Annotated in this window: 15 protein-coding genes; 7 read left to right on the plus strand and 8 right to left on the minus strand. The window is 68.3% G+C overall.

Features of this window, described 5'->3' with window-relative positions:
- Positions 1-124 precede the first annotated feature (124 nt).
- Complete coding sequence (locus DPQ64_RS07330) at positions 125-769, plus strand: SHOCT domain-containing protein (protein WP_115863705.1); 645 nt, start codon at positions 125-127, stop codon at positions 767-769.
- Between the two features lie 55 nt (positions 770-824).
- On the opposite strand, the gene DPQ64_RS07335 is transcribed toward DPQ64_RS07330, so the two are convergent.
- Complete coding sequence (locus DPQ64_RS07335) at positions 825-1118, minus strand: hypothetical protein (RefSeq protein ID WP_115863706.1); 294 nt, start codon at positions 1116-1118, stop codon at positions 825-827.
- 118 nt (positions 1119-1236) lie between these two features.
- Between DPQ64_RS07335 and DPQ64_RS07340 the strand changes: the two genes are divergently transcribed.
- Together DPQ64_RS07340 and DPQ64_RS07345 are read left to right on the plus strand one after the other, a co-directional pair.
- The gene (locus DPQ64_RS07340) at positions 1237-2322 is read left to right on the plus strand and encodes an ABC transporter ATP-binding protein (protein WP_115863707.1); all 1086 of its coding nucleotides are present in this window, start codon (positions 1237-1239) and stop codon (positions 2320-2322) included.
- Positions 2319-3080 carry an ABC transporter permease gene (locus DPQ64_RS07345; protein ID WP_115863708.1) on the plus strand — a complete coding sequence of 254 codons (762 nt, stop codon included), beginning with the start codon at positions 2319-2321 and terminating at the stop codon, positions 3078-3080. The genes DPQ64_RS07340 and DPQ64_RS07345 overlap by 4 nt, the downstream gene beginning before the upstream one ends.
- 144 nt (positions 3081-3224) lie before the next feature.
- Here DPQ64_RS07345 and DPQ64_RS07350 read toward each other — a convergent pair whose 3' ends face one another.
- Both DPQ64_RS07350 and DPQ64_RS07355 read right to left on the minus strand, forming a co-directional pair.
- Positions 3225-4091, minus strand: a complete 867-nt coding sequence (locus DPQ64_RS07350; RefSeq protein ID WP_115863709.1) for a fructosamine kinase family protein — start codon at positions 4089-4091, stop codon at positions 3225-3227.
- A complete protein-coding gene (locus DPQ64_RS07355) occupies positions 4088-4714 on the minus strand; it encodes a DUF420 domain-containing protein (RefSeq protein WP_115863710.1) in 627 nt (208 codons plus the stop codon). The genes DPQ64_RS07350 and DPQ64_RS07355 overlap by 4 nt, the downstream gene beginning before the upstream one ends.
- A gap of 175 nt (positions 4715-4889) precedes the next feature.
- Here DPQ64_RS07355 and DPQ64_RS07360 point away from each other — a divergent pair, with 175 nt between their 5' ends.
- From DPQ64_RS07360 to DPQ64_RS07375, 4 genes are all read left to right on the plus strand, one after another.
- Positions 4890-5069, plus strand: a complete 180-nt coding sequence (locus DPQ64_RS07360; protein WP_157971632.1) for a hypothetical protein — start codon at positions 4890-4892, stop codon at positions 5067-5069.
- Positions 5070-5638: 569 nt separating this feature from the next.
- Entirely contained in the window at positions 5639-6055 is a 417-nt protein-coding gene (locus DPQ64_RS07365; RefSeq protein WP_115863712.1) for a cobalamin B12-binding domain-containing protein, read from the plus strand.
- The gene (gene meaB / locus DPQ64_RS07370; RefSeq protein WP_115863713.1) at positions 6052-7143 is read left to right on the plus strand and encodes a methylmalonyl Co-A mutase-associated GTPase MeaB; all 1092 of its coding nucleotides are present in this window, start codon (positions 6052-6054) and stop codon (positions 7141-7143) included. Before DPQ64_RS07365 ends, meaB begins: the two co-directional genes overlap by 4 nt.
- Positions 7144-7831: 688 nt before the next feature.
- Positions 7832-8260 (plus strand): universal stress protein, encoded by a 429-nt coding sequence (locus DPQ64_RS07375; RefSeq protein WP_115863714.1) that lies wholly within the window; start codon positions 7832-7834, stop codon positions 8258-8260.
- Between the two features lie 22 nt (positions 8261-8282).
- Here the strand turns inward: DPQ64_RS07375 and DPQ64_RS07380 are convergent, their stop codons facing one another.
- From DPQ64_RS07380 to DPQ64_RS07400, 5 genes are all read right to left on the minus strand, one after another.
- Positions 8283-9488 (minus strand): inorganic phosphate transporter, encoded by a 1206-nt coding sequence (locus DPQ64_RS07380; RefSeq protein WP_115863715.1) that lies wholly within the window; start codon positions 9486-9488, stop codon positions 8283-8285.
- 241 nt (positions 9489-9729) lie between these two features.
- The gene (rpsB, locus tag DPQ64_RS07385; protein ID WP_115863716.1) at positions 9730-10527 is read right to left on the minus strand and encodes a 30S ribosomal protein S2; all 798 of its coding nucleotides are present in this window, start codon (positions 10525-10527) and stop codon (positions 9730-9732) included.
- On the minus strand, positions 10524-11735 hold the full coding sequence (gene eno, locus DPQ64_RS07390; RefSeq protein WP_115863717.1) for a phosphopyruvate hydratase: 1212 nt from the start codon (positions 11733-11735) through the stop codon (positions 10524-10526). The genes rpsB and eno overlap by 4 nt, the downstream gene beginning before the upstream one ends.
- A 2-nt stretch (positions 11736-11737) precedes the next feature.
- Positions 11738-11920, minus strand: a complete 183-nt coding sequence (locus DPQ64_RS07395; RefSeq protein WP_115863718.1) for a DNA-directed RNA polymerase subunit K — start codon at positions 11918-11920, stop codon at positions 11738-11740.
- Positions 11920-12120 carry a DNA-directed RNA polymerase subunit N gene (locus DPQ64_RS07400; protein WP_115863719.1) on the minus strand — a complete coding sequence of 67 codons (201 nt, stop codon included), beginning with the start codon at positions 12118-12120 and terminating at the stop codon, positions 11920-11922. The genes DPQ64_RS07395 and DPQ64_RS07400 overlap by 1 nt, the downstream gene beginning before the upstream one ends.
- Positions 12121-12145: the final 25 nt, after the last annotated feature.

Consider the following 12145-nt stretch of genomic DNA (forward strand, 5'->3'; position numbering starts at 1 on the left):
CCCCCACCCCCTCCCCCCCCCCCGCCCCGCCCCTCGCGCCCGCGGGGCGCCGCGGCGCAGTATCAGCGTCGATAATCACAGATACTTACAAATTCGATGCGTCCGAACTATCGGCTCGGCAGCCATGGCACCGCCCGACGACGCGGCGCGGCAACTGGCGTCGATGCTGGCCTCGCGGGCCGACCACCACTCGGTGACAGCCGACCGGCTGGCGGGGACCGCCGACGGGGTGGCCGACCTCGAATCGCCACCCGTGTCCTACCTCGCTGAGGGCGAGCGCCCGCAGTTTTGCTTCGAGAGCCACGCCGACGGCCTCGCGGTCGGCGACTCCGACGCGACCATCGACGCCCTGTCGACGGTCGCCCCCGAGCGTGGGGGCGTCTTCCTGTTCACCGACCGGCGGGTGTTCGTCCTGCTGGGCGTCGCCGAGGACGACGAGAGCGTCTCGCTCGCCTACGACCGGATCGAGTCGGCGGAGGCCCACGACGGGATGGGTCGCCACCGGGTCGAACTCCGACTGCCCGAGACGACCTACTATCTGTTGATATCCTCGTCGTTCGACCGCGAGACCGTCTCGAAGGCCGTCGAGTACGCCACCTACCGCCGCAAGCAGGCGACGCCCGATCTGAGCGATAGGGAGGAAGATGCCGACGCGGGCGGCCCGCAGACCGTCCGCGAGCGCCTCGAACGCCTCGGCGACGCCAAGTCTCGCGGACTCATCGACGAGGAGGAGTTCCAGCGCCGCAAGGAGGAGCTACTCGACGAGTAATGACCCGAAAACCGCCCTCGACGGCTGAGCGCGCCGGAACCGCGTTCCGGCGCGCTCAGCCGTCGAGTCGGTACTCGTCGCTGTCGGCGTCGCCGCCCACGTAGCCCAGCAGCCAGTTCCACTTCTCATGGATGGTGCGCTCACCGGGCGCGTCGGCCAGCTTCTCGACGACGAACACCGGGCTCCAGTCGGGCAGGTCGCCGGCCGCCCGGGCGCGCGCGACCGTCGCGGCCACGCGCTCGGCGTCCGGCTCCGCGCACGCGAAGTCGGCCTGCAGTCTGGCCTCGACCGCCGACTCGAACTCCCGGTTCCGCTCGCCCACCTCGCCCTCGTCGGTCGCCTCGCTCATACCGTCCGGGTCGAACGTCCGGCCCAAATAGCTACCGCCCGGGAGAATCGGATCCCTGCCACCGAACCCCTGTCACCGAACCGAACCCCTTACGGCCGAACCACCACAACTGCCGGGCATGACCGACGTGCTCGTCGCCGAGGACCTCCGGCGGACCTACGGCGACACCGCGGCGCTGTCCGGCGTCTCGCTATCGGTGGGCGACGGCGAGGTGTTCGCGCTCGTGGGACCGAACGGCGCGGGCAAGACCACGCTGATCCGGGCGCTGACGGGGACGACCGAGCCGGACTCGGGGTCGGTGAGAGTGTTCGACAGCCGTCCGACCGCGGTCGACCGCCAACGCATCGGCCTGCTGCCCCAGTCGTTCGACCCGCCCGAGCGGCTGACCGCCCGCGAACTCGTCACCTACTACGCGGGGCTGTACGACGAGGCTCGCGACCCCGAGGCCATCCTCGCGGAGGTCGGTATCGCCGAGTCGGCCGCCACGCGGTACGAGAACCTCTCTGGCGGCCAGCAGCGCCGGACCTGCGTCGGGACCGCGCTCGTCAACGACCCCGACCTGCTGTTCCTCGACGAACCGACCACCGGCGTCGACCCGGCTGGCCGGCGCGCGCTCTGGCGGCTGATCGAACGGCTCGCCGACGAGGGGACGACCGTCGTGCTGACGACCCACTACATGGCCGAGGCCGAGCGACTCGCCGACCGGGTGGGCCTGCTCGCGGACGGGAAACTCGCCGCGGTCGGGTCGCCGACCGCTCTCGTGGCCGAACACGGCGGCCGGACGCGGCTGGTGGTCGAGACGAGCGACGGGAGCGCCGAAGCGGACGACGAACGTGCCGAGGCGAGCGATGAGGCCGAGATGAACGACGATGCTGAGACGACCGACGCCCCCGACTCGGTCGCGAGCGCGTCCGCGGCCGCAGACGCGGCCGCGGACGCGCTCACGACCACCGACTTCGAGGTCGAGACGACCGAGCGCGGGCTGGTCGTCCACGGCGTCGCCCCCGAAGATATCGGCCGAGTCGTCGGGACGCTCGACGACCGGGGAGTCGAGTACGGCGCGCTGACGTGGACCGAGCCCGATCTGGAGGACGTGTTCCTCCAGTTGACCGGGCGGTCGGCCGACGGTAGCGGAGAGGCGGCGACAATCGGATCGGGAGCCGATGCAGAACCCAGCAACGCTGTCGCGGAGGGAGAACTGTGACGGCGACGAGTCGAGTCCGCGCGGAGGCGACCGCGGCGTGGCACGCGTTCGTCCGGCGGCGGACCGCGGTCTTCTTCACGTTCTTCTTCCCGGTCATCCTCATCCTCATCTTCGCGGTGCTGGTCCGCACGGACCCCGCGGGTGGCGGCCTGTTCGCCGAGCCGGCGGGCTACTACCTGCCGGGCTACCTCGCGGTCGTGGTGCTGTTCACGCCCCTCTCGCGGGTCGGCTCGACCGTGGCGCGCCACCGCGAGGGCAACCGCTTCGAGAAGCTGGCGACCACGCCGCTGACGCGCGCCGAGTGGCTGTTGGCCCACACGCTCGTCAACGTCGTCATCATCGGCATCGCCGGGCTGCTCATCCTCGGGCTGATGGTCGCCGTGACTGACACGGCAACGCTCGCGCTCGGCCCGGCGAACCTCCTGCTCGTCGCGGTGTTCGTCGCGGTCGCGGTCGCGCTGTTCTGCGGGTTCGGCGCGATACTGGGGAGCCTCGCGGACTCCCAGGACGGCGTCATCGCCGCGAGCAACACCATCGCGCTCCCGCTCTTGTTCCTCTCGGAGACGTTCGTGACGCCCGACCTGCTCCCGGCGTGGTTCCGGCCCGCGATGGACCTCTCGCCGCTGACCTACTTCGCGCGGGGCGTCCGGGACCTGACCTACTCCGGCGCACCGTTCGGCGACGACCTGCTCGTGCTCGCCGCGCTCGCGGTCGGCTTCTTCGCCGTGGGGGCCGCGCTGATTCCGCGGACAGATTGAGTCGCGGATTGACCGGTCCGGTCGGCGGACCGGATGCGGTCGGCGTCCCGGTTCGGAACCGTCTTCCCTGGTCGCCTTCCGGTTTCGTTCCGTTTCGACGCGAACACCTCCGTATCGGAGCAGTTCGACGGCTCCCGGTCCGGATCAGTGTCCGAGGGTCCGGAGCCTGCGAGCGAGCAACTCGTCGTAGCGGTCGTCCCCGAAGTATCGCAGGTGTTCGAGCAAGGGGTACAGCTGGTAGACGTCGCGTCTTCCCTGGTCGTAGCCGGCGTCGACGCCTCGCTCTGCTTCGTAGGTCTCGAAGAAGGCGTCGCCGAACCCGACGAAATCAGCGTACGCCAGTTCGACCTCGGCGTGGCCGAAGTAGCACGCCGGATCGAGAAACGCCCGCACTTCGTCCCCGCGGACGACGAGGTTGTTCGCCCACGCGTCGCCATGGACCAGCGACGAGGGCGGCGAGTCGGGGAGCCACGCGTCGAGGTCGGCCGCGAGCGATTCGAGGCGGTCGAACAGTTCCTCGGACAGCGATCCCTCCTCGCGGGCGCGTTCGGCGACGAACAGCAGTCGATGGTCCCGGTAGAACGCAATCCACGAGTCCGTCCACGGGTTCGGCTGGCGGTACGCTCCCGAGAGGGTGTCCTTGGGGAAGCCGTACGAGGCGGACGTTCCCGCTGGCGACTCCTCGTGGAGCGCGGCGAGGTGGCGGGCGGCGTCGCGCTCGGCGGCTGGAGTGAGGTCCCCGTCGCCCTCGACGTACTCCATCACGAGCAGGTCGTCGTCGTGGTGGAGCACCTCGGGCACGGGTAACCCTCGGTCGCCCAGAAACTCCAGCATGAACGCCTCGACGCTCAGCGGTGTGTCGCCGGTCTTGGCGACGACCGACCGGCCGTCGGCGAGAGCGACCTTCCGGACTTGCCCGACCTCGCCGCCGTCGAGTTCGACACTTTCGGCAGGGGCGGCTTCGAGTGCCTCGGCCACCGCGTGCCGGAGTGTCGGGCCGACGTCGCTCATCGCCGGTCGGCCGCGAGCGGTCCGACCAGCGGTAGCAAGGCCGCCATGTACTCCTCGACGCCGTAGACGTGGTTCAGCAGCAGATACGTCACGATGCCGAGCGCGAGGCTGAGTCCCCACGCTCCGGCGGCCCAGCGGCCGACTCTCGCGTGGGCCGTGGACCGGAGTTCGGCCGGGGAGTGGGTCAGCCCAAGCACCACGGCGTGGATGACCACCGGCACCGCCACGACCGACAGCACGATGTGGATCGCCAGCATCGCGAGGTAGGCGTAGTACACCGGGCCGGTCGCGGCGATGGCCTTCTCGCCGCCCCCGCCGACTTTCACGAGGTAGAGCGCGAGGAAGGCGAGGATGCAGGCGAACGCGGTCAGCATCGCCGCGCGGTGCTTGCGGACTTCGCCGCGGCGGATCCACAGGACGCCGAGGACGATTGCGGCCAGCGCGACCGTGTTGACGCCCGCGATGGCGTGGCTCAGCAGGTCCACGGTCGCGCGTTCGAGCTCGGGATACGGGAACAGCCCCGCGAACGTCCCGAGTACGAGCACGTAGCCGAGCACCGAGAGCACCGCAGTCGCGGCGCGGGGACTGTCCTTGACCCGGCGCTTCGCAGACGTGGTAGCCATGTCCGGGCGTTGGAACTACCGGCCCAAGTGTGTTCCTGTCCAGTGTTCCCGTACAGTGTTCTTCCCCCCTGTCCTGCCGATGCTCGCCGAGGGCTCGAAGGAATTTCGACGAGAACACCCGCAGGAGCCGTATCGGTACTGCTTAGTGCCCGCACCGAATCTCGCCACCGTGTCGATGGTCGACTTCGAGAATCCGTGGCTGTTCGGCGCCGTCGTGGTCGGAATCTGGGCAGTTATCTGGACCGCTCTCAGCGTGGTCTTCTTCGACGGGAACGCACTCGGTGCGGCGGTGCAGGGCGGCGCTGGCGGGGTTGCGTTCACGGCGACGTATCTGTACGTTACCCGGAACGACTGAACTGTCCGTCCAGCGGAACGACTTAGCGCCGATGCGAATGCAAACGCTACGTGGGGCTCACGTCGGTCCAGTTCGTCGAATTGCGGAAAAACGAGGGTCGTTCGGTCGCCTCACAGAAACGCGAACTGCGTGTCCTTGCGCTCGACGCGACCGTTCTCTACGTCCGTTGCGGTGCGACCCGTTCGAATCTGGGATGCTACGTACATCGGGAGTACACTCTATGAAGTCGATTGATATGAAGATTCTCCGAGGATACTACGCACACCCACGGGTGACAGTCACACGATAATTCGGCGGTTTGTCGGATGCTCTTCCGGAGTTTGTCGAGCGCTCATCCGACTCTTGGTTCTGGCGTGCCCGCGCCGGGTCGTCAGTTCCACCTGCGCAACCGAGTCGGCTGCTTTTCTTCGTGCCTAGGGCCGACCGTCGCACATCACACCGAGAGTCCGGATCGATCCTCGCGAAACGCCACTGTCACACCATCTAACCAACCCTGCTTGCACGAAACCAAATGAACTTTAAGCAGGATTTCCGTAAACGTGAAACCCGAATGGACGGAAGACGTACGTATGAGTGCAGAACAGGAGTCACAGTCAATTCGCTGTCTGGTCGCCAAGGTCGGTCTCGACGGTCACGACCGCGGTGCCCACGTCATCGCCCGCGCGTTCCGCGACGCCGGGTTCGAAGTCATCTACTCGGGGCTGCACAACGCACCCGACGAGATCGTGCAGGCTGCGGTCCAAGAGGACGTGAACGTCCTCGGCATCTCCATCCTCTCGGGCGCGCACAACACGCTCGTCCCGAAGATCATCGACGGGCTGAAGGAGTACGACGCGTTCGAGGACACGCTCATCCTCGTGGGCGGGGTCGTGCCGGACGAGGACAAGGCCGAACTCAAGGAGATGGGGGTCGCTGAGGTGTTCGGTCCCGGCACGCCGCTGGAGGAGACCATCGAGTTCGTCCAGGAGAACGCGCCCCAGCGATGAACGCCGACACGGACCAGCGCCAACTCCTCGAGGACCTCCTCGCGGGCAAGCACCGCGCGCTGGCGCGGGTCATCACCAAGATCGAGAACCGTGCGCCGGGGTATCGCAGCCTCGTCTCGGAGCTCCACCGCCACACCGGCGACGCCGAGGTCGTCGGCATCACGGGCAGCCCCGGCGCTGGCAAGTCCACGCTCGTGGACAAGCTGGCGAACTACTACCGCGAGCAGGGCGAGACGGTCGGCGTCATCGCGGTCGACCCCTCCTCGCCGTTCACCGGCGGCGCGGTGCTGGGCGACCGCATCCGGATGGCGAGCAACGTCGGCGACATGGACGTGTTCTTCCGGTCGATGAGCGCGCGGGGCACCCTCGGCGGGCTCTCGACCGCGACCACGGACGCGGTGAAGGCCCTCGACGCCTTCGGCAAGGACAAGATCCTCATCGAGACCGTGGGCGCGGGCCAAAACGAGATCGACGTGGTCAAGTCCGCCGACACGGTCGCAGTGCTGGTCCCGCCGGGCAGCGGCGACGACGTCCAGATGCTCAAGGCGGGCATCCTCGAGATCGGCGACGTGTTCGTGGTCAACAAAGCAGACCTCGACGGCGCGGACCGCACGGTTCAGGAACTCCGCGAGATGGTCCACATGCAGGAGGACAACACCGCGAACCTCGCCACCGGCCACCACGGCGCTGATTCGGTCGGGGAGCGGTCCGGCGGCGACGAAGCCGACGGCGAGGGCGACAGCGAGAACGAAGACGGCGCAGATGAAGACGGCGAGGACGACTGGCACCCCGAGATCGTCGAGACGGTCGCGAAGGACGCCACCGGCGTCGAGGACCTCGTGGAGACGCTGGCCGACCACCGCGCCTATCTCGAATCGTCGGGCCAACTTGAGGAGAAGGCCCGGATGCGCTACGCCGAGGAGATTCGCAACCTGCTCCGCGACGACGTGGGCAGCCTACTGGAGGTCGAGATCGAGCGCCGCGGCGGCATGGAGCAACTGGTCGAGGGCGTGGTCGCGCGCGAGACCGACCCCTACACGGTCGCCGACGAGATCGTCGAACCGCTGGAAGACTGTCTGGACGAATGAGTTGGCGAACTTCGGCTTGATTCTGACGGACGCCTATCTCAGCGACCGTCTTCGTCTCGAATTTCTAAAGTCCCATTAGCGGTCGGCGCGCGCGAGGGACGAGTAGCGCAGGCCGCAGGCCGAGCAACGCAGGAGGCTGGGGAGGTTCGAGGCTGCGGTGCGGTTGCGGTTCTCATGTGTCGAGGCAGTAGCTAGCTTCGTAGGCTCATCCACGGATATTGAAGCCGAGTCAAAGCTAGCTACTGCTTGCGCCTCGGCGTGACCGCAACCGCACAGCACCGCTACCGCACCGCGACCGCGGGCCTCAGGCCTCCCCAGCCTCCTGCGCGTCTCGCCCACCGTCGGAGCAAGCTCCGACGAGCCCTCGGTCGCTACGCTTCCGAGGACTCCGCTTCGCTCCGGGCTCCGATGCTCGTCCCTCGCGCGATTTGGCGCGACACGAGGTCGCGCCAGCACGCGCCGGTGTGGAAGGAAAAGAGAGCGCGCCGGGGAGAATAGTCAGTCGCCCCAGTGCCAGTCGACCGTCGGGGCGTCCGAAGAGGACCGGAAGTGAGTGTACGTCAGCCGCAGTAGTTCGGCCGCGAGCGCGACCAGTATCCCGGCGACAGCCCGGGACGTCGTCTGCGCTGGAGCGTCTACCGACCGGTATCGTGTTCGAATACTTGTAGGCCGAGACGGTACAGACGCTATGGCCGACCACGTACTCGTCCCGCTTGACGGCTCGCCGCTCGCCAGCGAGGCGCTGGCACACGCTCTCCGAACCTTCGACTGCCGAGTGACCGTGTTGAACGTCGTGACGCCGCTCGACGGGTCGATGATCGAGGGTGGCGTTCTCGACACCGGCGAGGAGCGACGCGACGAGGCCCGAGCGCGGGCCGACGAACTCGTCGAGCGGGCGAGAGCCCAGGCTACGGACGCCGGACGGTCCATCGACACCGTCGTCGAGACGGGCGATCCCGCAGAGACGATCCTCTCGTACGTCGATTCGCACGCGGTCGACCACGTCGTCATGGGCGGTCACGGGGGCGAGCGCAACGGCCTCGCGAGCCGTCTGCTCGGCACGGTCGCGACGGCGGTCGTCGCCGAAGCGCCCGTGACGGTGACGGTAGTGCGATAGTCCGCGAGTCGCTGGCGACGCCCTACTGGATGCCGAGAACCGACGATAACGACCGATAGAGCCCGTACCCGAGCGCGACCGACGTGACGAGCGTGACGACCCAGAACCCGAGGGTCACCCCGATCTTCCGGCGCGAGACGCCGGCCGACCCGGCGGCGAGCCCACCGCCGATGACGCCGGAGATGATGATGTTGTTGAACGAGATGGGGATGCCGAAGGCGATTGCGAGCTGTGCGATGACGAAGCCCGGAACGAGAGCAGCGATGGATCGGCGCGCGCCGAGCTGGGCGTACTCGCGGGAGGTCGCCTGCAGGAGTCGCGGCGAACCCATCCACGCGCCGGCGAGGATGCCGGTCGCGCCGAGCGCGAGGAGGATACCCCCGGACAGCCCGAGTTCGACCCGGTAGAGGTTCTCGAGGGGCCCCGTCGCCAGCCCCACCTGACTGCCGCCGCTGGAGAAGGCCACGACGCTTCCGAGTCCGACAAGGAACGTCCGCGTGCCGCGTTCGACCGACTCCTGGGTTCGGCTGCGGATGAACTGGAACCCGGCGGCTGCGAAGGCGAGCGTCGCGACGACCGCAGCGGCCTCGACGCCGGCGACCGCCGGTCCCCCGACGGCTCGCGCGGCGAACTCCGCGACCGAGGACTGGCTCACGCCCGGCGGCGACGGGACGATGCCCAGTTGGACGTTCGCCAGGATGGCCGAGACGAGCGCCGCCAACAGCGGGACGCCGACCGTGTCGGGAACGTCGTCGCGCCGGAGTATCGTGGCGGTGAGATACGCCAGCCCGCCGGACATCGGTGGCACGAGGACCCAGAACGTCCCGATTCTCCGGTAGGTCTCGAACGCCGGGTCACCACCGAGCGACAGTCCGACGCCGACCATCGCGCCCGTCGTGGCGAACGCGGCCGGAACCGGATAGCCGGTGTAGACGCCGAACGCCATGAATCCCGTCGCGGTCAACAGCCCGGCCGTCGCCGCTAACGGCGTGATGGCGACCCCGTTGATCAGCCCCGCGCCAACCGTCTCGGAGATGCTGCCGCCCTGCAAGAACGCGCCCAGCGCTGCGAGGATGCCGATGAGGAACGCGGCCCGCATCGTCGAGATGGCGTTCGCACCGATGGCGGGCGCGAACGGGGGCGAGTTGCTGTTGGCTCCGAGTGCCCACGCCGTGAACAGGCCGGTGATCGTCGCGAGTGCGACCAGACTCCAGAACGCGGCGCTCATCTGGGTCCTCGGGACCGTTCGCCCCGACGGATTCGGCCGTCGGACGCGGGACCAGTCTCGCACGATGGCCCGGCGCAACTCGGAGCCGGTCCCGCCACGTTGACGGAGGCGTCGGCGCTTCCGGACGTATCGCCGCCCGCGGACGTATCGCCGCTGAAACTGAACACAGCGGAGTGAGTAGTCGAAGTACCAAAAGCGTTCGCGCGCTCGCCCGTGAGAGATCGGCGAAAATCCAGCCAGCTCAGATGTCGCTCTCGAAGTCGTCGAGACCGTACGTCGGCTCGGCACCGCGGCGGTCGAGCGTCTCGTTAGCGAGCAGCCAGTAGACGACCGACAGCGCCTTGCGCCCCTTGTTGTTCGTCGGGACGACCAGATCGACGTTGCTGGTGTTGTTGTTGGAGTCACACATCGCGATGACCGGGATGCCGACCGTGATGGCCTCCTTGACGGCCTGGGCGTCGCCGATGGGGTCGGTGACGACCAGCACGTCCGGCTCGATGTAGCCGTCGTACTTGGGGTTGGTCAGCGTGCCGGGGATGAACCGACCGGTGCGGGCGCGCGCGCCCACGGCCTCCGCGAACTTCTCGGCCGGGAAGCGGCCGTACTGGCGCGAGGAGGTCACGAGGATCTGCTCGGGCGCGTAGTTCGCGAGGAAGTCCGCCGCGGTCCGGATGCGGCTGTCGGTCTTCGACACGTCGAGGACGTACAGCCCGTCGGTCCGGACGCGGTGGATGAACCGGTCCATGTCCTGGGTCTTCTGCTGGGTCCCGATGTGGACCCCCGCGCCGAGGTAGTCCTCGACGGGGATGAGGAGGTCGGCCTCCTCCTGGTTGTCCATCACGTTCTCGTCGAGGCTCGGCCCCGCGTCGGCCGCCTCCTCGTCGGTCGCTTCTTCGTCGTCGGCCTGCGCCGCCACGTCCTCGTCGGGCTGTTCGGACGGCTCGGCGCCGCCGGCGCCCTCGGGCTCGGTGTCCACGTCGGACTCCGCGGCGTCGAGGCCTTCCGCATCGTCTGCCTGTTCTGGGTCGTTCTCGCTCATGATCTGGAAACGTTCTGCTCGATTCGTACGAGTTCGTTCAGCTTGGCGGTTCGCTCGCCGCCGACCGCGCCCGTCTTGATGAACGGCGCGGCGGTCGCCACGGCGAGGTGTGCGATGGTGGTGTCCTCGGTCTCTCCGCTCCGGTGGGAGATGACCGGGGCGTACCCGTTCTCGACGGCGAGTTCCACGGCGTCGAACGCGTCCGACAGCGTGCCGATCTGGTTGGGCTTCACGAGGATGCTGTTGGCTGCACCCTGCTCGATGCCAGCCTCCAGTCGCTCCACGTTAGTGACGAACAGGTCGTCGCCGCAGATCAGCGTGCGGTCACCGACCCTATCAGTCAGTTTGGCGAAGCCCTCGTAGTCGTCCTCGTCGAGCGGGTCCTCGACGTACGCGAGGTCGTACTCGTCGGCCAGTTCGGCGATGTACTCGATCTGCTCGTCGGGGTCGCGGGTGGTGTTCCGATAGACGTACGCCTCGTCGTCGGCATCGTACAGCTCGGCACCGGCCACGTCGAGGCCGACTCGGATGTCGAAGCCGAACTCGTCGGCCACGGTGTCGGTCGCCTCCGAGACGATCTCGAACGCCGCCTCGTCGTCTATCGACGGTGCCCACGCGCCCTCGTCGCCCTTGCCGGCGGCGACGTCGCGCTCGTCGAGCAAGTCACCGACTTCGGCGTGGACCGCCGCGTTGGCGAACACCGCGTCCTGGACGCTGGGTGCGCCCACGGGCGCGGCGAGGAACTCCTGGATCGCGGTCGCGTCCGCGGCGTGTTCGCCGCCGCCGATCACGTTGCCCAGCGGCGTGGGGAACTCCTCGCCCCGGAACGCGCCGCCGAGGTGCTGGTACAGCGGCGCGCCGACCACGTCGGCCGCGGCCTTCGCGGCGGCCATGCTGATGGCGACCGCGCTGTTCGCGCCGATCTCCGAGAAGTCCTCGGTCCCGTCGGCCGCTCGCAAGGTGTGGTCGACGTCGCGCTGGTCGCCCACGAACACCTTCCCTTCGAGTCGGGGCACCGCGTGCTCGCGGGCCGCGGCGATGGCCTCGCTCGGGTCGCGTTCGACCGCTTCGTACTCGCCAGTCGAGGCACCGCTGGGCGCGGCCGCCCGGCCGAAACCGCCGCTCTCGGTGAGCACGTCGGCCTCCACGGTGCGATTACCGCGGGAGTCGAGCACCTGCCGCAGCCGAACCTCGCTGGCGAGCGTCATGCCTACTGCTCACCCCGTCGCACGGTGAACGGGAGCACGCCGGCGTCGTACTCGTCGGCGGCGATGAGGATGGGATCGGTCTGGTCGGTGTCGGTCAGCACTGGCGCGCCGTACGACACCTGCAGCGCTCGCGCGCCGATGATCCGAGCCTTCTCGTACCGTGAGTAGCGTTGTTGCTGGGACATTACTGGTAGGGTGCGACGATGTCCACGAGGTCCTTGTGCGAGACGAGCATTCGGCGACAGCACTGTCGTTCGACGCCGAGTTCGTCGAGGACCTTCGCGGGGTCCTCGTCGCCCTCCTTGGTCGACGACCGCGCCTTGAACTCTTCCCAGTACTCCCCGACGACCTTTCCGCAGGTGAAACAGCGGACCGGTACCATCATGGGTTATCGCGTCTCCGTTCTGAAC

Origin of the sequence: Halorussus litoreus (genome assembly GCF_003382685.1) — an archaeon.
Taxonomy (GTDB): Archaea; Halobacteriota; Halobacteria; order Halobacteriales; family Haladaptataceae; genus Halorussus; species Halorussus litoreus.

What these genes read in the sequence shown, in the direction of transcription:
- DPQ64_RS07330 (WP_115863705.1), top strand. Translation starts at nt 125, where the DNA reads ATGGCACCGCCCGACGACGCGGCGCGGCAACTGGCGTCGATGCTGGCC.
- DPQ64_RS07335 (WP_115863706.1), bottom strand. Translation starts at nt 1,118, where the DNA reads ATGAGCGAGGCGACCGACGAGGGCGAGGTGGGCGAGCGGAACCGGGAG.
- DPQ64_RS07340 (WP_115863707.1), top strand. Translation starts at nt 1,237, where the DNA reads ATGACCGACGTGCTCGTCGCCGAGGACCTCCGGCGGACCTACGGCGAC.
- DPQ64_RS07350 (WP_115863709.1), bottom strand. Translation starts at nt 4,091, where the DNA reads ATGAGCGACGTCGGCCCGACACTCCGGCACGCGGTGGCCGAGGCACTC.
- DPQ64_RS07355 (WP_115863710.1), bottom strand. Translation starts at nt 4,714, where the DNA reads ATGGCTACCACGTCTGCGAAGCGCCGGGTCAAGGACAGTCCCCGCGCC.
- DPQ64_RS07360 (WP_157971632.1), top strand. Translation starts at nt 4,890, where the DNA reads ATGGTCGACTTCGAGAATCCGTGGCTGTTCGGCGCCGTCGTGGTCGGA.
- DPQ64_RS07365 (WP_115863712.1), top strand. Translation starts at nt 5,639, where the DNA reads ATGAGTGCAGAACAGGAGTCACAGTCAATTCGCTGTCTGGTCGCCAAG.
- meaB (WP_115863713.1), top strand. Translation starts at nt 6,052, where the DNA reads ATGAACGCCGACACGGACCAGCGCCAACTCCTCGAGGACCTCCTCGCG.
- DPQ64_RS07375 (WP_115863714.1), top strand. Translation starts at nt 7,832, where the DNA reads ATGGCCGACCACGTACTCGTCCCGCTTGACGGCTCGCCGCTCGCCAGC.
- DPQ64_RS07380 (WP_115863715.1), bottom strand. Translation starts at nt 9,488, where the DNA reads ATGAGCGCCGCGTTCTGGAGTCTGGTCGCACTCGCGACGATCACCGGC.
- rpsB (WP_115863716.1), bottom strand. Translation starts at nt 10,527, where the DNA reads ATGAGCGAGAACGACCCAGAACAGGCAGACGATGCGGAAGGCCTCGAC.
- eno (WP_115863717.1), bottom strand. Translation starts at nt 11,735, where the DNA reads ATGACGCTCGCCAGCGAGGTTCGGCTGCGGCAGGTGCTCGACTCCCGC.
- DPQ64_RS07395 (WP_115863718.1), bottom strand. Translation starts at nt 11,920, where the DNA reads ATGTCCCAGCAACAACGCTACTCACGGTACGAGAAGGCTCGGATCATC.
- DPQ64_RS07400 (WP_115863719.1), bottom strand. Translation starts at nt 12,120, where the DNA reads ATGATGGTACCGGTCCGCTGTTTCACCTGCGGAAAGGTCGTCGGGGAG.